Here is a 19,290-nt window from a genome sequence, read left to right on the forward strand (position 1 = left end):
ATTGAGTTTTGAGTTTTGAGTTTTGAGTTTTGAGTTTTGAGTTTTGAGTTTTGAGTTTTGAGTTTTGAGTTTTGAGTTTTGAGTTTTAATTGGTGAGGTGGGATGTTTCGGTTGGGCGGTGGCATGTTTCGGTTGTTTATATGTATTTATGCAGCCGATGCTAATCGGGAACGGAGGTTGTTGCGTTGGCAAACGCCTGCATTCCTTCTGCGGCTTCGCTGCCGCCACCGCGCAAGGGGCGCGTAAGCGCGCGCCCCTTGCATCCCCGCGCTTTTGGGTGCCCCGGCAGAATTATTGGCCGCTCCCGCGGCTCCCCTCCAGCGTCCTCCGGGCTTTTCGGGCCGGGACAGACACGCTCCCAGCGTGGCTGTCCCTTTCGCACACATCCCTGTGTGCTCACCCGGCCCTGCGTCCTCGTCGGCAATAATTTTAATGCCCCCACCTAACTGCAAATTCTTCGCTATGTAAGGAAAGAGTCGATAAGTTCTTTCTAATAACTGGTTTTAGTGTGAGCGCGTTGCCACATGAAAATGCAGAGCGGAAAGCGCGCACTACGCGCCTAAAAAATACCCCACCTACTATTTCCTCACATACTTTTTGATTTGCAGAGGTGGTGGGGGCGTAAAAATCATTGCCGAGTGAAGCCGCAGGGCCGGGTGAGCGGGCATGGATGCCCGCGAGAGCCGCCCATGACAGGGACTGTCATTAGCGGCGGCCCGGAAGCCCGGAGGCGAAATGAGGGGACACGCGGGAGCGTGCAATGATTCAGCCGGGGCGCCGAAAGCGCGCGGGTGCAGGGCCGGCGCGCCGGCAGGCCCTGCTCGGTTGAGGCTGGGAGGTTTAAGTAGATAAATACACATAAACAACCGAAACATCCCACTTTACGACCGATGACGGCAGCGGGGCCGCAGAAGGAATGCAGGCGTCTGCCAACGCAACACACCTCAAGCCCCTTTAACATCAGCCACATAAGCGCCTATAAGCAACCGAAACATCCCACTTTACGACCGATGACGGCAGCGGGGTTGCAGGCAGACGCCGGACGGGGCGTCCCGCCAGCCCTACCTGGCATCCGGCCTCACGAGATCAAACCTCTGATCCTCCGAAATCCCGTAATAAGCGCTCGGGCCGCCCGCCCGCAACACCGGCTCCGCGCGTGACGTCTGGTAAATGCCGTCTTCCAGCAGCGTGCGGTCAATATGCACCGCCACCACTTCCCCCAGCACCAGCCAGGAATCGAGCTTCCGGCCGTCAGCGCCTTCAAGCTGGATCAACTGTGACAGCTTGCACTCGAAATTTACCGGGCTTTCCAGCACCCGGCAGGCGGCGACCCGGCGGCCGCGTATTGGCGTAAGCCCGGTGCGTTCGAACTCGTCCTCGCCGTTCGGCAGGCTGGCGGAGGTCTCGTTCATCTGCACCGCCAGGGAGCGCGTCGCCAGATTCCACACAAACTCCCCGGTGGCGCGGATATTCGCCACGCTGTCTTTCCAGCCGGTGCTGGAAAAACCAATAATCGGCGGCCGGTAGTTAAAACAGTTAAAAAAACTGTAAGGCGCCAGATTGCGCTGCCCCTCAGCGTTCAGCGACGAAATCCAGCCAATCGGCCGCGGGCCGACAATCGCGTTCAGCGGGTCGTGCGGCAACCCGTGCCCGGCGGCGGGTTCATAGTAGTAACGGTCATCAGCGTAACGGTTCTCTTCAGTCATGGCATACCTGCTTGTTTAATGGCGTAATCCTTAACGTTAGCCGCCGGGCAGGGGGTTCGTCCAGGGGGAGAATGTGCGCTCTGCGTGCCGATGGGGCCACAGGCCGTGGGCGGAATGTGCTATCGTATGGCGCAGAAAATGTTGTGAGAGAGCCTTCAGGTGCAAAAAAAGAAAACCTTCCCGCAGGAAAAAAGCGGACTTCACGCGCGTAACCGCCACCGCAGCCGCTACGATTTCCCGGCGCTTATCGCCTCCAGCCCGGAGCTGGCCGCCTTTGTGGCGGAAAATGCCTGGGGTGACCTGTCCGTGGACTTCGCCGACCCGGCCGCCGTCAAGGCGCTGAACCGCGCGCTGTTGCGCCACTTCTACCAGATCGCGGAGTGGGACATCCCGGAAGGTTACCTCTGCCCGCCCATCCCCGGCCGGGCCGACTACCTGCACCACCTGGCTGACCTGCTCGCCTCCTGCAACCGCGGCGAGGTGCCGCGCGGCAAAAATATCACCGTGCTGGATGTCGGCATCGGCGCGAACTGCATCTACCCGATTATCGGCCTGCATGACTACGGCTGGCGCTTCACCGGCAGTGACACCGATGAGGTGGCGCTGGCCTCCGCGAAGAAGATCATCGCGCAGAACCCGCTGCTGACCCACAATGTGCGCTTACGCCTGCAAAAACAGCCGCAGCAGATCTTCACCAACATCATCAAACCCAATGAGCGTTACGACGCCACCCTCTGCAACCCGCCGTTCCACGCCTCGGCAGAAGAGGCCGCTTCCGGCACCCGCCGCAAGCGCCAGAACCTCGGCCAGGGCAACCCGGACGGCGCGCCGCTGCTTAACTTCGGCGGCCAGAGCAACGAGCTCTGGTGTGAAGGCGGCGAAGCCCTGTTCATCAGCCGGATGGTCAGCGAAAGCCGCACCCTGGCGCAGAACTGCTTCTGGTTTACCTCGCTGGTGTCGAAAAAAGAGACGCTGCCGCTGATCTACCAGGCGCTGGAAGAGGCCGGGGCCGTCACGGTACGGACGCTGGACATGGCGCAGGGGCAGAAAGTCAGCCGCATTGTCGCCTGGACGTTCCTGAACGAACGGCAGCAGGCCGCCTGGGTCGCGAGCCGCTGGCAGGGCTGAAAAACGGGGCAGGGCAGGAAAACGGCGGGCAGGACGCCCGCCGCCAAAGATTCCGGACAGAGGCTCAGGAAACGTGTTGCAGGAACTCGCGCAGGCGGTCGCTTGGCGGGTTGTTGATCAGGGCGTGCGGTTCGCCATCCTCGGCGATGCGGCCCTTGTCGATAAAGATCAGGCGTGAGGCCACTTTCTCGGCGAACCCCACCTCGTGCGTGACGATCACCATCGTCATGCCCTCTTCAGCCAGATCCTTCATGACCGTCAGCACCTCGTGGCGCAGCTCCGGGTCCAGCGCGGAGGTCGGCTCATCAAACAACATCAGCTTCGGTTTCACCGCCAGCGCACGGGCAATCGCCACGCGCTGCTGCTGGCCGCCGGACAGCTCAGACGGGTAGTGGTGGGCGCGCTCAGACAGCCCGACTTTACCCAGCAGCTCTTTCGCCAGTTTCTCGGCATCTGCCTTGTTGGCCCCGCGCACGCGGATCGGCCCGAACGCCACGTTCTCCAGCGCCGTCAGGTGCGGGAACAGGTAAAACTGCTGGAACACCATGCCTGCTTCCTGGCGGATCAGGCGCTCGTCCACTTTCGGGTCGTTGACTTTCAGGCCGTCAACCACCAGATCGCCGGAGGTGATCTCTTCCAGCTTGTTGATGCAGCGCAGCAGGGTGGATTTCCCGGAGCCGGACGGCCCGATAATCACCACCACTTCGCCCTGGTTAATCTTCAGGTCAATGTCATGCAGCACCTGGGTTTTGCCGAAATGCTTGGAGACGTTTTTGAATTCGATCATATGATTTTCAGTTTTCTTTCAAGCCGGCGCAGGATGAAGCTCAGGGCCAGGGTGATGATCAGGTAGATCACCGCCACCGCCGTCCAGATTTCCATGGCGCGGAAGTTCCCGGCAATGATCTCCTGGCCCTGACGGGTCAGTTCAGCCACACCGATCACAATAAACAGGGAGGTATCTTTGATGCTGACAATCCACTGGTTGCCGAGCGGCGGCAACATGCGGCGCAACGCCAGCGGGGCAATCACGTAACGCAGGGTGTCACGCCGGGAGAGGCCCAGCGCCAGCCCGGCCTCACGGAAGCCGTTATGGATAGACAGCACCGCGCCGCGGGTGATCTCCGCGATATAAGCGCCGGAGTTGATGATAATCGTCACCACCGCCGCACTGAACGGGTCAATACGCACCGGGATCATCATCGGCAGGGCGAAGTAGATAAACATCACCTGCACCACGATCGGCGTACCACGGATAAGCTCGATAAACACCAGCGCGATGTGGCTGGAAAGCCAGCCGCCATAAGCACGGGCAAAGCCCGCGATCACGCCGATAATCAGGCCGCCCAGCAACCCCAGGACCGAAATCCACAGGGTCATCTTCGCGCCTTCGAGCAAAAGGGGGAGAGCGGGCCAGATGGCGCTCCATTCAAACTGCATGACTCATCTCCTGGAAAAACCGGCAGCGGGTGCTGCCGGGAAACTGCTTAACGGCGGGGCGCCGGCCTTATTTAGGCTCGGTGCCGAACCATTTTTTGTAAATCTCGTTGTAAGTGCCGTTATCACGCAGGGTTTTCAACGCACCGTTGACCTTCTCGCGCAGGTCGCTGTTTTTCGGGAACGCGATGCCGTACTGCTGGGCTTTGATCGAGTCGCCTACCGCTTTGAACTGGCCGTTGCCGGCGGTTTTGATGAAGTAGAGGATGTTCGGGGTGTCATGCAGCACCGCATCCGCCCGGCCGGTGGCCAGCTCCATGTAAGCGTTGTCGATGTTCGGGAACTGGCGCAGGTCTTTGGTTTTGATATTGGCTTTCGCGTAATCCACCGAGCCGGTGCCGCTCTTCACGGCCACCACTTTCCCGGCCAGATCTTTCTCGCCGTTAATCGCGGTGTTGTCATTTTTCACCATCACCAGCAGGCCGCTGTTGTAGTAGCCGTCAGAGAAGTCGATGGCGTTTTTACGCTCCGGCGTAATGGTGATGCCGGCCAGTGCCAGGTCAACGTTGTGGGTCTGCAAGGCCGGGATGATGCCGCTGAAATCCATCGGCTTCAGGCTGTAGTCCAGCTTCAGCTCTTTGGCGATGGCGTCCCAGAGGTCGATGTCAAACCCGACATATTTGTCGCCCTGTTTAAACTCAAACGGCACGAAAGCCGTATCCGTGGCGACAATCAATTTATCGGCTGCGTGTGCGGAAAACGCGAACGCCAGTGACAGGGCAACCAGCGAACTTTTTGCGTATGAACGTAACAGTGACTTCATGGAAAGTTCCTTATGTAAGGCCGGGGGGTAATAGCCAATTCTTATATTTCACGCCCTGCCATGAAAGAATCGTGCCAACTTTTCGAGTTATTGAAAAGCAATAGGATTTTTCGCACTCTCTCCTAAAACAGCCCGGCAGGGGCGTTATTGCACCATCAGGGTGCACTAAAACGGTGCAGGTGTTCTCTGGTGGTGCAGGGGGACAGGATAAGCACTGTTTTGAGGAATTAACGTGCGTTTATTAACAATAACGCTTTTAGTTTGCTACTAAACGGTAACTTTTCCAGGGCAAAAGGCGTTATTCCGCGAAAAAAAGCGGACGAGGGCAGAGGAGGGAATGATAAGGAAACATAATCGGTAAGGGGCGGGGGCCGGTGGCCCGGCCCGCCTAACGTAACTGGCTGTCTTTACTGCCGCGGCGGTTATACCCGGCATGGTCTTGCGCGGCTTTGTCTAGCTCAGCCTGGCACTGCACGCAGTAACGTACGCCTTTTAACGCCTGCCGCCGCGCTTCCGGGATCGGCTCGCCGCACTCCTGGCAGAATTTCTCACTGTCGCCATGCCCCAGCGCCTGCCGGGCGCGTTGCACCGCATCATCCACGGTCGAATCAATCTGATCCTGAACGGCACCATCTTGTGCCCAACCACTGGCCATTGTTACCTCCGGTGATAAATAAACAAGCCCCGGCTACCGCGTTCACCCTCAGGTGAAATAACGTGCCGGCACCTTAAATTATAGCTGTTAATCGGGTGGTTTGCCGGAAAGCCCAATAACGGCGTGGGTAATTTGCGTTAAGAAAGCGTTAATCTGAAGAAGTAAGGTTACATGGGGTAATTTTAGGTTACATTCGGATGAAAATTGTACGTAAGCTAAGAATAATCTTAAATTTATTGTGTTCATTTATTTCATATGATAAATAGGCAGCGTTTTAGTTAAGTCCCCTTTTTTTGAGGCGTTATTTTACCCATTCGCGCTATTCCGGCAGCCCCCCTGCCTTTGTCATTTTATTACCGGTTAAGGTTAATCACGTGTCTGATACGCTGTTTTCCATACTCCCCGACGATGTTGTGCCGCCTGATAATATCGCCTCCATTAAACGCACGCTGAATGAACAGGCGGACGCCCTGCACAAGCTGGCGGAGCATATTGACCCGGCGCACTATCAAAAGGCGCTGGCGCTGATGAGCCAATGCAAAGGGCATGTCATTCTGTCGGGAATGGGAAAATCGGGCCACGTGGGGCGCAAAATGTCTGCGACGCTGGCCTCAACCGGCACGCCCAGTTTCTTTATCCATCCGGCGGAAGCCTTCCACGGCGATCTGGGGATGATTACCCCGTATGACCTGCTGATCCTGATCTCCGCCAGCGGCGAAACCGATGAGATCCTGAAGCTGATCCCGTCGCTGAAAGCGTTCGGTAACCGCATCATCGCCCTGACCAATGTCGGCAACTCCACCCTGGCGCACCATGCTGACGCGGTGCTGGAGCTGATGATGGAGAGCGAAAGCTGCCCGAATAACCTCGCGCCGACCACCTCCACCACGCTGACGATGGCGATTGGGGATGCGCTGGCCATCGCCCTGATGCAGCAGCGGCAGTTCCAGCCCACGGATTTCGCCCGCTACCACCCCGGCGGCTCGCTGGGCCGCCGCCTGCTGACCCGCGTGGCTGACCTGATGCAGACCACTGTGCCGCAGGTGCAGGCCTCCGCCACCTTCCGTGAGGTGATTCAGGAGATCACCGGCGGCTGCCAGGGCATGGTGGCCGTGAATGACGAGGCCGGGCGGCTGGTGGGCATCATCACCGACGGCGACCTGCGCCGGGCGCTGGCGAAGTGCAGCGGCCTCGACACCTGCACCGCCCGCGACATCATGACCTCAGACCCGATCACCCTGCCGCAGGACACCATGATCGCGGATGCCGAACGGCTGATGCAGCAGGCGCGTATTTCCGCGCTGCTGGTCACCGGCGAGGGGCGGGATGTGGTGGGGCTCATCCGGATTTTTGATTAAAAATTCAGCTAATTACTCGAATAACGCCCATTTTTGCGCGATAACCCCTGTGTTGCAGGGGGATAACGCGCGTGATAATGGCACCACGCCACGCCCCTTAATAAAAATGATGACCCCTCATGTTAATGAATAACGTAAAAGCTGCGATGCCGGGCCGGCAACTGGCCCGACGGTTACGGCAGGCTGTCAACCTGGCCTTTTTGCATCGCCACCTGGCAAAAATCATCATTATTGCGCCGCTGGCGCTGCTGATTATTTATCTGGTGCTGTTCAGCCAGCCGCGCTTCCAGAGTGAATCCACGGTTGCCGTTAAACGTTCCGATGATATCAACGGCAGCAGCGTCAACGTCGGCTTGTTGCTGGGGGCAGGGGCGACCAGTACCGCCGAGGATGCGCTCTATTTAAAAGCCTATATCAACTCGCCGGATATGCTGGCGCTCCTCGACAAGCAGCTCAATTTCCATCAGGCCTTTGGCGCCAGCGGCTGGGATATTTTCTACCACCTGCCGGCAGAGCTGCCGCGTGAGCGCTTCCTGGAGTACTACCGCAACCGCATCAGCGTCACGTTTGACGATAAAACCGGCCTGCTGACCATCGCCACCGAGGGCTTTACCCCGGAGTTCGCCCAGCGCTTTAACCAGGCGGTGCTGAGGGAGTCCGAGCGTTTCATTAACGAGCTGTCCCACCGGATCGCCCGTGACCAGCTGGCCTTTGCTGAGAAAGAGATGCATGAAGCCAGCAGCCGCCTGGACGCCAGCCGCGCCGCGTTGCTGGCCTACCAGAACAGCAACAGCATTCTGGACCCCGGTGCCCAGGCCCAGGCGGCAAGCGCCCTGGTGAATACCCTGACCGGCCAGAAAATCCAGATGGAAGCGGAACTGCGCAACCTGCTGACCTACCTGCGTGAGGATACCCCGCAGGTGGTCAGCGCCCGCAATGCGCTGGCGTCGCTCTCGGCACAGATTGAGGCGGAGCAGAGCAAAATTACCGCGCCGGACGGCCGCCAGCTCAACACCATGGCGGTGGACTTCGAAGCCATCAAAGCCAGGGTGGCGTTTGACACCGACCTTTACAAGCTGGCGCTCACCTCGATTGAGAAAACCCGCGTTGAAAGCGCGCGCAAGCTGAAAGTGCTGTCAGTGATCAGCTCGCCGCAGATGCCGGAAGAGTCGACCTACCCCAACAGCCCTTACCTGATCATCAGCCTGTTGCTGATCTGCTGCTTACTCTTCGGCACCATCAAACTGCTGCTGGCAGTGATTGATGACCACCGGGACTAATAACGACTACCGCGAGCACGCCATGAAACTGTTTAACACCGTGATTCTTAGCCTGATGTTGCCGCTGGCCCAGGCCCAGGCGATCTCCCTGACCGCCGACCCGAGCCTGACCGGCGCGGCCCCGCTGCCGCAGGTAATAAGCGGCCAGACCGCCCAGCCTGCGGGCAACAACCAGTTTGACGACACCCCGGCACCGGTTGTCCCGGCCCCGGCCAGCCGCATGTTCGGCGCCCAGATCTTCAGCGGCAGCGGCGGCAACAGCGCCAGCAGCATCGGGTTCAACCCCGGTTATGTGATTGGGCTGGGCGACCAGATCCAGGTGCGGCTCTGGGGCGCCTTCAACTTTGAGGGCAGCCTGGCGGTGGACCCGAAAGGCAACATCTTCCTGCCGAACGTCGGCCCGATGAAAGTCGCCGGCACGCCGAACGGCCAGCTCAACAGCCTGGTCACCAGCAAGGTGAAAGAGGTCTATCAGGCCAACGTCAACGTCTATGCCTCGCTGGTGCAGGCGCAGCCGGTCAAGGTGTTTGTCACCGGTTATGTCAATAACCCCGGCCTGTATGGCGGCGTCGCCTCCGATTCGTTGCTCTCTTACCTGAGCAAGGCAGGCGGGGTGGACACCGAGCGCGGCAGTTATGTTGACATCGAGGTCAAGCGCGGCAACCGCGTGCGCAACCACATCAACCTGTATGACTTCCTGCTGAACGGCAACCTCAGCCTGTCACAGTTCGCCGACGGTGACGTGATCGTGGTCGGCCCGCGCCAGCACACCGTCAGCGTGCAGGGCGAGGTGTTCAACAGCTATGACTTTGAGTTCCGTGACGGCTCACTGCCGGTCAGCGAGGCACTGAGCTGGGCGCGCCCGAAACCGGGTGCCACCCACATGACCATTATCCGCCAGCAGGGCACCGTCAAACGCAGCGAGTACTACCCGCTCAGCCAGGCAAGCGGCCGTTCCCTGCAGGACGGCGACCAGCTGATCGTCAGTGCTGACCGCTACGCCGGGACGATCCAGGTGCGCATCGAGGGCGCGCACTCCGGCGAACACGCCGTGGTGCTGCCGTACGGGGCCACCATGCGCCAGGTGCTGGCCCAGATCCGCGCCAATAACATGTCGCAGCTGAACGCCATCCAGCTGTTCCGCCGCTCGGTGGCGGAGCGCCAGAAAGAGATGCTCAACCTGTCGTTGCAGAAGCTGGAGGAGGCGTCGCTCTCGGCCCAGTCCGCGACCTCTGAAGAGGCCAACCTGCGGATGCAGGAGGCGCAGCTGATCAGCCGCTTTGTGGCCAAGGCGCGCAACGTGGTGCCCAAGGGCGCGGTGGTGCTGAATGAAAACACCCTTGACCAGGTGATCCTGGAAGATGGGGACATCATCAACATCCCGGAGCGCACCTCACTGGTGATGGTGCACGGCGAAGTGCTGTTCCCGAACGCGGTGGCCTGGCAGAAAGGGCTGTCGCCGGATGACTACATCGCCAAGGTGGGGGGCTTCACCCAGAAAAAAGGCAACGCGAAGGTCATCGTTATCCATCAGAACGGCGAGGCGGATGACGCCGACAATGTCGACACCCTGCAACCGGGCGATGAGCTGATGGTACTGCCGAAGTTTGAATCGAAGAGCATTGAAGTCACCCGCGGTATCTCGACCATCATTTACCAGATTGCCGTCGCCGCCAAAGTTATTTTGACGCTGTAACACATTACGCTTGAGTAAAGGACACCCGTAATAAATGAACGTATTGATTTGGAACTCACCATGGATTGCTCAGGGCGACATTCTTTTTTATAAGAATTGTTTTGTGAAGCATCTGGTTCCCCAGGCAAATATGCTGCTCAGCATGGGGCACAATGTGAGCGTCGTCACGCATGATTTGATTAGCGATGAAGCCAAAAAAATCAGCGCGAAAGCCAAAATTATCAACCTCTCACTCTCTGATGTCATCGGGATGGTCGGGGTGCTCTCTGACCCTTCCCAGGCGTTGTATGCCGATGCGCAGGGCGAAAAAACCGCCGCTATCCAGGCCGGGCTTGAGGGGCGGCTGGCCGATCATTACGATTTGATTTTACTGTGGGAAACCCCGGTGCCGTTCCTGGAGGCGCGCTACCCGGAGGCCCTGATTGTGCATCAGATGCCGGGGGCCTTCTGCCGCGCGCCGTTCCCGCATATGGTGACCTTCGATCCTGTTGGCCTGTACAAGCAGGGTTCCCTGTACCGCCACTTTGATGAGATTGTGGCGGCCGGCAACGGCTACAACGTCAACAGCCCGGCCAGCCAGTTTACCTCCAGCGTGAAAGATGCGATTGCGCAGATCTCTCCGTTCAGCCCGCAGGATTTCGACCCGAAAGGGCAGTACCGCAACCTGGCGCTGCTGCCGCTGCAAACCAGCGGCCATTATGCCTTCCTGGCGGATACGCCTTACATCTCGCAGGCCGACTATCTGGTTGATGTGCTGAGCAAAACCCCGTCTGATACCGGGCTGGTGGTCACGCAGTACGTGACACCGCGGGTAAAAGATACGGTATTAAGCACGGATGTGCTGCACGCGTTGAAACAGCAATGGCCGAACCTGATCTTTGACGAGAAGTTTGACCAGATTAACAGCATCTCCCAGTACATTCTGCCGGCGGTGGATCAGGTGATCAGCTGCTCCTCCTCGATCGCGCTGCAATCGATGATCTGGAACAAAGAGATTGCCGTGCCGCATGACACCTTTATCCGCCCGCTCTCTGCTGACGTGCTGGCCGAAAAAGGGCTGGAGCGCCGCCACGCCTATGCCTCGGTGCTGGATTTCATCATCAACCGCCAGCAGCCGCTGGCACAGAATATCCTGACCAATAAGCCCTTCTTCTCTGCGTTGATTGAAGACATGGTCGCGCGCAAAAAGGCGGGCAAAACCGGCCTGGCGCTGTTCGCGGATTTCTCTGACATCGACCCGGATTACCATCAGAAGCTGCATGAGCAGTTTAATATCGGCCGTGCGGCCCGTGACATTGATAAGGCGAACAGCACCCTGTCTGCGCAAAATGCGGATGCCCTGAAACTGGATCGCATCATCAAGCGTGAAGGGGTAGAGCATATCACCTTTGATGTGTTTGACACGCTGATTGACCGCCCGGTCGAAACCCCGGCGGATGCCTATAAGTTCCTGGAAACCATGGCGTTGCAGCTCAGCAACGGCCTGACAGAGGATTTCTATAAAGTGCGCCTGATGGCCGAGGTGGAAACCCGCGCCAACAGCAGCGCCGGTGAAATCACCCTGGATGAAATTTATCAGGCGATTGCTGCGCACTACCAACTGGACGATGCCCTGACCGACCGGATTAAGCAGGCAGAAATTGAACTGGAAATCGGGCTGATCCAGACCCGCCCGGCCGGGAAACGCCTGTGGGACACCGCCATGCGTTCCGGCAAGCCGGTCTCGATTATTTCTGATATGTATCTCCCGGCCTGGGTGATTGGGAAAATGCTGGAGAAAGCGGGTTACACCGGCTACCAGAAGCTCTATGTCTCCAGCGAATATGGCGTGCGCAAAAAAGAGGGTGGCCTGTTTGATGTGGTGCTGGCAGAACTGGACCTGTCACCGGAGAAAATTATCCATATCGGGGATAACGCGGCGGCAGATATCGCCATGCCGAAAGCGCGCGGGATGCTGTCCTTCCGCTTGCTGCGGGCGCTCGACCGGATGCGCGGGAACCCTTACTACAAGGAAATTTTCCATCCACGCCGGGGCGCGGGTGAAAAACCGCGCAGCATTATTGCCGGCCTGATTGCCGCGAAACTGTTTGATATGCCGGCCGGCGCGGGCGCTGAAGAGACGATGTTTATGGGCAGCCCCTATAACCTCGGCTATGCGGCCATCGGCCCGATGCTGGTGGGGTATATGCAGTGGCTGACACGTCAGGCGCAAAAAGAGGGGCTGGGACGGCTCTACTTCCTGTCGCGTGAAGGGTGGGTGCTGAAGCAGGTTTATGATGCGCTGAATAAAGATAACCCGCAGGCGGTGCCGAGCCATTACCTTTACTCGTCGCGCCGCGCGGTGCGGGTCGCGTCGATCCGCAACCAGAACGACATCCTGAATGTGGCCTCACAGCCTTACAGCGACGGGGTGACGGTCGGCCAGTTGCTCAGCTACCGCTTCGGCTTGTCCGCCGAACATATCGATCCGGCGATCCTGTCCCGCTTCGGTTATCAGCATTGCGATGAAAAACTGGGCATCACCAGCGCCGATAAAGTCCGGTTCAGCCGTCTTTGCCAGGGGCTGCATGCCGGCATCCTGGCGCAGGCGACCCGCGAGCGCAGTGCTTATCTGCGTTACCTGACGGAAGCCGGCCTGATGGATGAGCAGAAAGCCGGTATTGTTGATATCGGCTGGAAAGCCAACATGCAGGGTTCCCTGGGGGCGCTGCTGGGTAAACCGCTGCATGGTTACTACTATGCGACCTTGCAGGGCGCGGAATCCTGGCTGGCGAAAGGGCAGCACCTGAGCGCCTACGCCGGGGATTTCGTCACGCTGGAAAACCGCAGTTCGGCGGTGAACAACCGCCACCTGGTTGAATTCCTCACCTGCCACATTGAGCGCAGCCTGGTGTCCATGAGTGTGGACCCGGCCGGGAACCTCGTGCGTACATACCGTGATGAGCCAAACCATGCGATGCGTGCCAAGCTGATTGACGAAGTGCACAACGGGGCGATCTGCTTCGCCCGTGACGTGGCTGCCCGCTTTGGTGCGCTGGCCCAGCAGGCTTACATCGACTGGACGCTGGCGGAAAAAGTCTTCTCTTACTTTGTGAACAGCCCGGCTGAGCTGGATGCACGCATGATGGTGGGCCAGAGTTTTGAAGATGCCTTTGGCGGCATCAGCAAAAAGTTTGTCATCGGCAGCCATGCCGATCAGCTGTCGGTCTGGAAGAGGGGGGAAGAGGTGATCTATCCGAAAGCCGCCCCGGCACCGGTGAAAGCGGCAGCGAAAAAAGCAGCGCCAAAACCCAGGGTGATCACGCCGCCTTCCCATGCCAAACCGCAGCTTTCACGCCAGGTTCCGGTGCCGCGTTTCTATACCGGGCTGGAGAAGCTGACGTTTACGCTGTTCTTATCCAAACGGAAATACAGCAAATACCTCAAAGACCGCGATCTGTTCTTCACTGACACCAAAGTGAAAATGCTCAGCCGCTGGTATGACATGACAACCCGCAGCGAATGAGCCAAACGATGAATATCCAGGATTACGGTTCCGGCAATGTGGTGCGCTTCCCTGAGGGAGCGCCCCCGGCGATTAAAGAGAAATGCCTTATCACGTTCAAAGGCGCCAACAACAAGATTGTGTTTGGCGACGAGGTCACCGGCAAGCGGCTGATGGTGGACGTCAACGGCGATAACAACAAAATCCTGATTGGGAAAGCCTGTGTGCTGAATGGCGCGATCTCCATGAAAGGAAATGACAATACCGTCAGCCTGGGGAAATTTACCACCATGGTGTCCGCGCGGATTGAGTGCGAGCACGGCACCGAGATCACGCTCGGGGTCGACTGTATGCTGTCTAAAGATATCGTCATCCGCTCCGGTGACAGCCACTCGATTATCGATCTGAACACCGGCGAGCGTATCAATTACAGCGCGTCGGTGGCGATCGGCGATCACGTCTGGATCGGGTATGGCGTCAGCATCGGCAAAGGCGCGGTGGTTCAGCGCAATACCATTATCGGCACCGGCTCGTTTGTTAACAAACACATCACCGAGGGCAACGTTATCCTCGCCGGGACACCGGCCAAAGTGGTGAAGCGGGATGTGATCTGGGATCGCCGCTATCTTACCGGGCCGATCCCTGCCTCCCATCTGGAGGCGCTGAAAGCACGCTTCCTGTTTGATGAGAGCACGCGCATCGGCTGATCCGGCAGCGTATTCCCCCCATAAAAGACCCCCCACAGTCCCGGCCTCATGGCCGGCCGGGCCACTGTGGGCATGATACTGGCCATGGCGTAAACGGGCAGCAACAGATGATTGGCATTCACTCAGCAGGTATCCGGCGTATTCCGGCACTCGGCCATTTTTTACCACAGGCCTTTTGCCCACTTTCACTTTCGCGCCAACCGGCCGCGGGGTTGTCCGCCGTCGCGGTCTGGGGGCACCGGCCTACGGCCGTGCGCCCGGTGGCCTGGGCCGCACGTCACGGCCTGCCGGTACTGCGGCTGGAAGACGGCTTTATCCGTTCCCTTGGGCTGGGGGTTTCCGGTGAGCCGCCGCTCTCCATGGTGGTGGATACCCTCGGCATCTATTATGACGCCCGCCAGACCAGTACCCTGGAACAGTTGATTCAGGAACGCTCAACCGACCCCGCCCTGATGGACGCTGCCCGGCAGGCGATGGCGTTTATCGTGGAACAGGATATTTCCAAATACAATCAGGCCCCGCCGTTCAATGGCCGGGCGCCGGAAAACGGGGCGGTGCTGGTGGTGGATCAGACCTTTGGTGACATGGCCGTCACTTTTGGCCAGGCCGGCGAAGATCACTTTACGGCGATGTTGCAGGCGGCCATGGACGAGCACCCGGAAGCCGAAATCTGGGTGAAAATCCACCCGGATGTATTAAGCGGCAAAAAGCGCGGTTATCTGGGCAAACAGGCGTTATATGCTGCCGCCCATGACAAACGGGTGAAGCTGCTGGCGCAGGATGTCAGCCCGCAATCGCTGCTGCGGCAGGTCACTGAGGTGTATGCCGTGACGTCGCAATACGGGTTTGAGGCCTTGCTGGCCGGGAAGCGGGTACATTGCTTCGGCCAGCCCTGGTACGCCGGGTGGGGCGTCACGCATGACCGTCACCCTGAGGCTGCCGCGCTCCATGCACGGCGCGGCGCGGCCACGCTGAGCGATCTGTTTGCCGCAGCTTACCTGCGTTACAGCCGTTATATCGACCCTCTCAGCGGCAAACCCGCCACACTACAGACGGTGCTGTACTGGCTGATGGCCGCCCGGCAATTCCGCGACAGCCGCCCCGGCACACTGTTTGTCCCGGGCCTGAGCCTGTGGAAGAAAAGCATTCTGCACCCCTTCCTGCATAGCCGCAACGCGCCGGTGCGTTACCGTGCGCCAACGCCCAGGGGCACGGCCTGTGTGGTCTGGGGCGTCAAAGGGGAGCGCCGCTGGCAACCCGCGGCTGACCGCGCCGGGCTGCCGGTCTGGCGGATGGAAGATGGCTTCCTGCGCTCCTCCGGGCTGGGATCTGACCTTTACCCGCCGCTCTCGCTGGTGCTCGATACGTGCGGCATCTATTACGATGCCACCCGCCCGAGCGATCTCGAAACCTCCCTCATTACCCGGCCTGTTACCCCGGCGCAGCAGCAACGGGCACGGGCGCTGCGCACCCGCCTGGTCGCCGCGAAAGTGAGCAAATATAACCTGGGTGCCCCGTTTGCATTGCCGCCGGAGGCCGTAGGCAAGCGGGTGCTGCTGGTGCCGGGGCAGGTCGAGGATGATGCCTCGATTGCGACCGGTGCCTTAGGGATTGCCACCAATCAGGCGTTGCTGGAGACGGTGCGGGCGCGCAACCCGGACGCCTTCATCATCTACAAGCCGCACCCGGATGTGCTGGCCGGTAACCGCCGGGGCCATATCGCCCCCCAGCTGATGGCATCGCTGGCGGACCAGGTTGCGGAAGATGCCGATATTATCGATTGCATCCACGCCTGTGACGAGCTGCATACCCTGACATCGCTGGCCGGTTTTGAGGCGCTGTTGCATGGGAAAACGGTGTTTTGCTACGGAATGCCGTTTTACGCCGGTTGGGGGCTGACGCACGATGCGCTGTCCCTGGCGCGGCGTACGGCACGCCTGTCACTGGATGCACTGGTGTACCACACCCTGATCAGTTACCCCACTTACATCCATCCCCGCCGGCGTCAGCCCATGAGCGCTGAACAGGCAATAACCACTATAGAAATGATGCCGCGTGCCGATATGTCTATGGGAAATAAAAAATTCAGCACCCTGAGGCGCCACTGTCGCAAAGCCCTGATGCTGATAAAAGTTAAGTTTTCACTTTTCTAATTTTTTCAGGAAGTTATGGACAATACAGCGCTGCGGACCCTGCTTGCAGGGAAAAAGTACCTTTTGCTCCAGGGGCCGATGGGGCCGTTTTTCAGCGACATGGCCGACTGGCTGGAAAGCATGGGGCGTGAAGCCGTGAATGTGGTTTTCAATGGCGGTGATGAGCATTACTGCCGCCACCGCAACCCCCTGGCTTACCGGCAGACGCCGGAGGAGTTTGCCTCCTGGCTGAAAGCGCTGTACCGTCACTATCCCTGTGACACCATCCTCTGCTTTGGGGATTGCCGCCCGTTACACCGGGTGGCGGCGCGGTGGGCGCGATCCAAAGGCATCCGGTTCCTGGCGTTTGAAGAGGGGTATCTCCGCCCGCACTTTATTACGCTGGAACCGGGCGGCGTCAATGCGCACTCAGCCTTGCCGCGTTCCGCGGAATTTTACCGGACACTGCCGGACGCGGCCCCACCCGCGATCGACGTGCTCGCGCCCTCATTCTCCCTGCGGGTACGTCGGGCCGTGGGCTACTATGCCCACGGCTGGCTGCGACGCCACCGTTATGCGGAGTACCGTCACCATAAATCCTTTTCACCCTGGTATGAGGCACGCTGCTGGATTCGCGCCGGCTGGCGCAAGCAGTGGTATGGGGTTCAGCAGCGCGGGGTGTTGGGCCGGCTGACCGGCAGCCTGAGCCAGCGGTATTATCTCGCCATTTTGCAGGTCTATAACGACAGCCAAATCCGCCACCACAGCCCTTATGACGATGTCCGCGACTATATCAATGAGGTGATGTACTCCTTTGCGCGGAAAGCGCCCTCCACGGCGTGGCTGGTGATTAAACACCATCCGATGGATCGCGGCCACCGCTTGTATGGGCCATTAATCCGCCGTCTGGCCAAAGCGTACAAAATAGACCACCGGGTACTCTATGTGCATGACCTGCCGATGCCGGACCTGCTGACCCATGCCAGGGGCGTGGTGACGATTAACAGTACGGCCGGGTTATCGGCGTTGATCCACCATAAGCCGCTCAAGGTAATGGGCCGGGCGCTCTATGATATCCGTGGGTTGACCTTCCAGGGGCACCTGAACCAGTTCTGGGACGCAGACTTCCAGCCGGATTGGGCGTTGTTTGAAAAATTCCGCCACTATTTACAGCAGACCACCCAGATTAACGCCGTGTTTTACGGTACCAACCGGGTGCTGTTTGAGGCCCGCCAGACAGCGGGCGAAGAGGAACGGGCAGCGGGGGCGAACCCGCTGGAACAGGCTGTCGCCGCCGGGGCAGAGTAAAGGGAAGGGAAGGGCCGTCTACAGCCCCTCTTCCTGCTGATACACCGCAATGGCGTCATCCACTGCGTCATAATACGTGACCTGATTGTTGCGGCCGATCAGCAGTGCCACATCGCAGAACTCGCGCAGGCTGTTGAGGCTGTGGGAAACCATCAGGAAACTGGATTCGGCATGGCGCGCCTTGAACAGCTCCGCGCATTTCTGTTTGAAACGCGCATCGCCCACGGCGGTGACTTCGTCCACCAGGTAGTAGTCAAAACGGAAGGCCATGCTCAGGCCAAACCCCAGGCGGGATTTCATGCCGGAGGAGTAGGTTTTAATCGGCATGTCGAAATATTTGCCCAGCTCGGCAAATTCTTCCACGAAGGCGACTTTTTCTTTCAGCTCTGAGGCCTGGGCATAGAGCCGCGCGACAAATTTCACGTTTTCACGGCCGGTCAGGCTGCCCTGAAAACCGCCCGCCAGCCCGACCGGCCAGGAGATGCTTTTATGGGTCACGACCCGGCCGTGGTCCGGCCGGTCAATACCGCCAATCATCCGCAGCAGCGTGGATTTCCCCGCGCCGTTGCGGCCCACCAGCGCCACGCTTTTGCCTTCCGGCAACACCACGTTCAGGTCTTTATAGACGTAATGACGCCCGGCCGGGGTGCGGTAAGATTTTGTCAGGTTCTCAATGGTAATCATGACGTCAGCATGGCCTCTTCGCGTACCCGGTAAAGTGCCAGCCCGATAAACAGCACCACCAGCGTGCAGAGCGCCAGGTAGCCGAGGCTGACGCCGTCACTGACGTAACCGGGCATCACCGACTCCCGGCACAGCTCCACCACATGCACCAGCGGGTTCCACAGCAAATAGGGCCAGTACTCTTTGGGGATACTGTGCAGCGGGAACATCACGCAGGAGATGAAGTAGAGCGGCTTGATCAGGATAGGGAGAAACTTCTCCGTCTCCGGGAAACTTTTGCCGACCACCATAAAAATCAGCCCGACACCGCTGGCGAACAGCACCAGCAGCAGCCAGACGGCGATCAGGGTAATCAGCCGGGTCACAGCAAACTGTTCACCCAATAACCCGACCCCCAGCATCAATAACAGGTACACCAGCCCGTAAATCACCAGCTCCAGCCCGGCGCGCGCAATAATGGTGTCGACAGGCTTAACCGGGCGGTAATTGAACAGCCCCTGGTTGGCCTCAATCGCGCCGATCGAGCGGTTGCTGATATTGCTGAAAATAAAGAACGGGATAATGCCGTTAATCAGAAAGACCGGGAAAGAGATGTCCGGCATGGTGCGATGCATGATATAGCCGAAGATCGTCAGCATAATCACGATATGGGCCGCCGGCTCCAGCGCCGCCCACAGATACCCCAGGCGATATTTACCGAAACGTGTTTTTATCTCGCGTAAAAACAGCGCTTTGACGGCCGCTTTTTGTACTTCCAGTCCACTACGGGCCATAAGAAATCCATCAGGTCATAAAAAGAGTCCGGGCGGCTGCCATGCATCAAAAAAGCATGGCTCACCCGCAGGCCATGTGCCGGCGGGAACTGTTCCCCCAGGGGCGACACGGGCAGCGG

Annotated in this window: 15 protein-coding genes; 8 read left to right on the forward strand and 7 right to left on the reverse strand. The window is 59.0% G+C overall.

Annotated features, from left to right (window positions below; translation table 11 throughout):
* Positions 1 to 1,061 precede the first annotated feature (1,061 nt).
* The gene (locus tag JK232_RS12165; protein WP_072926043.1) at positions 1,062 to 1,706 is read right to left on the reverse strand and encodes a flavin reductase family protein; all 645 of its coding nucleotides are present in this window, start codon (positions 1,704 to 1,706) and stop codon (positions 1,062 to 1,064) included.
* A gap of 159 nt (positions 1,707 to 1,865) precedes the next feature.
* Between JK232_RS12165 and rlmF the strand changes: the two genes are divergently transcribed.
* Entirely contained in the window at positions 1,866 to 2,834 is a 969-nt protein-coding gene (gene rlmF / locus JK232_RS12170) for a 23S rRNA (adenine(1618)-N(6))-methyltransferase RlmF (protein WP_072926041.1), read from the forward strand.
* Between the two features lie 64 nt (positions 2,835 to 2,898).
* Here rlmF and glnQ read toward each other — a convergent pair whose 3' ends face one another.
* From glnQ to JK232_RS12190, 4 genes are all read right to left on the reverse strand, one after another.
* Positions 2,899 to 3,621 carry a glutamine ABC transporter ATP-binding protein GlnQ gene (gene glnQ / locus JK232_RS12175; protein ID WP_072926040.1) on the reverse strand — a complete coding sequence of 241 codons (723 nt, stop codon included), beginning with the start codon at positions 3,619 to 3,621 and terminating at the stop codon, positions 2,899 to 2,901.
* The gene (gene glnP / locus JK232_RS12180; protein WP_072926038.1) at positions 3,618 to 4,274 is read right to left on the reverse strand and encodes a glutamine ABC transporter permease GlnP; all 657 of its coding nucleotides are present in this window, start codon (positions 4,272 to 4,274) and stop codon (positions 3,618 to 3,620) included. Before glnP ends, glnQ begins: the two co-directional genes overlap by 4 nt.
* Before the next feature lie 67 nt (positions 4,275 to 4,341).
* Entirely contained in the window at positions 4,342 to 5,094 is a 753-nt protein-coding gene (gene glnH / locus JK232_RS12185) for a glutamine ABC transporter substrate-binding protein GlnH (protein WP_072926030.1), read from the reverse strand.
* Positions 5,095 to 5,482: 388 nt separating this feature from the next.
* Complete coding sequence (locus JK232_RS12190; protein WP_101829228.1) at positions 5,483 to 5,749, reverse strand: DksA/TraR family C4-type zinc finger protein; 267 nt, start codon at positions 5,747 to 5,749, stop codon at positions 5,483 to 5,485.
* Positions 5,750 to 6,123: 374 nt separating this feature from the next.
* Between JK232_RS12190 and JK232_RS12195 the strand changes: the two genes are divergently transcribed.
* From JK232_RS12195 to JK232_RS12225, 7 genes are all read left to right on the forward strand, one after another.
* Complete coding sequence (locus JK232_RS12195; RefSeq protein WP_212589264.1) at positions 6,124 to 7,107, forward strand: KpsF/GutQ family sugar-phosphate isomerase; 984 nt, start codon at positions 6,124 to 6,126, stop codon at positions 7,105 to 7,107.
* A 125-nt stretch (positions 7,108 to 7,232) separates the two neighbouring features.
* Positions 7,233 to 8,387 (forward strand): capsule biosynthesis protein, encoded by a 1,155-nt coding sequence (locus tag JK232_RS12200; protein WP_394854024.1) that lies wholly within the window; start codon positions 7,233 to 7,235, stop codon positions 8,385 to 8,387.
* 22 nt (positions 8,388 to 8,409) lie between these two features.
* Positions 8,410 to 10,083 (forward strand): polysaccharide biosynthesis/export family protein, encoded by a 1,674-nt coding sequence (locus JK232_RS12205; RefSeq protein ID WP_072926865.1) that lies wholly within the window; start codon positions 8,410 to 8,412, stop codon positions 10,081 to 10,083.
* A 103-nt stretch (positions 10,084 to 10,186) separates the two neighbouring features.
* The gene (locus JK232_RS12210; protein ID WP_212589265.1) at positions 10,187 to 13,588 is read left to right on the forward strand and encodes an HAD family hydrolase; all 3,402 of its coding nucleotides are present in this window, start codon (positions 10,187 to 10,189) and stop codon (positions 13,586 to 13,588) included.
* An 8-nt stretch (positions 13,589 to 13,596) separates the two neighbouring features.
* On the forward strand, positions 13,597 to 14,274 hold the full coding sequence (locus tag JK232_RS12215) for an acyltransferase (RefSeq protein WP_212589266.1): 678 nt from the start codon (positions 13,597 to 13,599) through the stop codon (positions 14,272 to 14,274).
* A gap of 107 nt (positions 14,275 to 14,381) precedes the next feature.
* Positions 14,382 to 16,427 carry a capsular polysaccharide biosynthesis protein gene (locus JK232_RS12220; RefSeq protein WP_212589267.1) on the forward strand — a complete coding sequence of 682 codons (2,046 nt, stop codon included), beginning with the start codon at positions 14,382 to 14,384 and terminating at the stop codon, positions 16,425 to 16,427.
* Positions 16,428 to 16,442: 15 nt separating this feature from the next.
* The gene (locus tag JK232_RS12225; RefSeq protein ID WP_212589268.1) at positions 16,443 to 17,714 is read left to right on the forward strand and encodes a capsule biosynthesis protein; all 1,272 of its coding nucleotides are present in this window, start codon (positions 16,443 to 16,445) and stop codon (positions 17,712 to 17,714) included.
* An 18-nt stretch (positions 17,715 to 17,732) separates the two neighbouring features.
* Here JK232_RS12225 and JK232_RS12230 read toward each other — a convergent pair whose 3' ends face one another.
* Together JK232_RS12230 and JK232_RS12235 are read right to left on the reverse strand one after the other, a co-directional pair.
* Positions 17,733 to 18,398, reverse strand: a complete 666-nt coding sequence (locus JK232_RS12230) for an ABC transporter ATP-binding protein (protein WP_072926018.1) — start codon at positions 18,396 to 18,398, stop codon at positions 17,733 to 17,735.
* A complete protein-coding gene (locus JK232_RS12235; RefSeq protein ID WP_212589269.1) occupies positions 18,395 to 19,171 on the reverse strand; it encodes an ABC transporter permease in 777 nt (258 codons plus the stop codon). The genes JK232_RS12230 and JK232_RS12235 overlap by 4 nt, the downstream gene beginning before the upstream one ends.
* Positions 19,172 to 19,290: the final 119 nt, after the last annotated feature.

This window comes from Nissabacter archeti (assembly GCF_018257325.1).
GTDB classification, from domain to species: Bacteria; Pseudomonadota; Gammaproteobacteria; order Enterobacterales; family Enterobacteriaceae; genus Chimaeribacter; species Chimaeribacter arupi.

What these genes read in the sequence shown, in the direction of transcription:
- JK232_RS12165 (WP_072926043.1), bottom strand. Translation starts at nt 1,706, where the DNA reads ATGACTGAAGAGAACCGTTACGCTGATGACCGTTACTACTATGAACCC.
- glnQ (WP_072926040.1), bottom strand. Translation starts at nt 3,621, where the DNA reads ATGATCGAATTCAAAAACGTCTCCAAGCATTTCGGCAAAACCCAGGTG.
- glnP (WP_072926038.1), bottom strand. Translation starts at nt 4,274, where the DNA reads ATGCAGTTTGAATGGAGCGCCATCTGGCCCGCTCTCCCCCTTTTGCTC.
- glnH (WP_072926030.1), bottom strand. Translation starts at nt 5,094, where the DNA reads ATGAAGTCACTGTTACGTTCATACGCAAAAAGTTCGCTGGTTGCCCTG.
- JK232_RS12190 (WP_101829228.1), bottom strand. Translation starts at nt 5,749, where the DNA reads ATGGCCAGTGGTTGGGCACAAGATGGTGCCGTTCAGGATCAGATTGAT.
- JK232_RS12200 (WP_394854024.1), top strand. Translation starts at nt 7,233, where the DNA reads ATGAATAACGTAAAAGCTGCGATGCCGGGCCGGCAACTGGCCCGACGG.
- JK232_RS12205 (WP_072926865.1), top strand. Translation starts at nt 8,410, where the DNA reads ATGAAACTGTTTAACACCGTGATTCTTAGCCTGATGTTGCCGCTGGCC.
- JK232_RS12215 (WP_212589266.1), top strand. Translation starts at nt 13,597, where the DNA reads ATGAATATCCAGGATTACGGTTCCGGCAATGTGGTGCGCTTCCCTGAG.
- JK232_RS12220 (WP_212589267.1), top strand. Translation starts at nt 14,382, where the DNA reads ATGATTGGCATTCACTCAGCAGGTATCCGGCGTATTCCGGCACTCGGC.
- JK232_RS12225 (WP_212589268.1), top strand. Translation starts at nt 16,443, where the DNA reads ATGGACAATACAGCGCTGCGGACCCTGCTTGCAGGGAAAAAGTACCTT.
- JK232_RS12230 (WP_072926018.1), bottom strand. Translation starts at nt 18,398, where the DNA reads ATGATTACCATTGAGAACCTGACAAAATCTTACCGCACCCCGGCCGGG.
- JK232_RS12235 (WP_212589269.1), bottom strand. Translation starts at nt 19,171, where the DNA reads ATGGCCCGTAGTGGACTGGAAGTACAAAAAGCGGCCGTCAAAGCGCTG.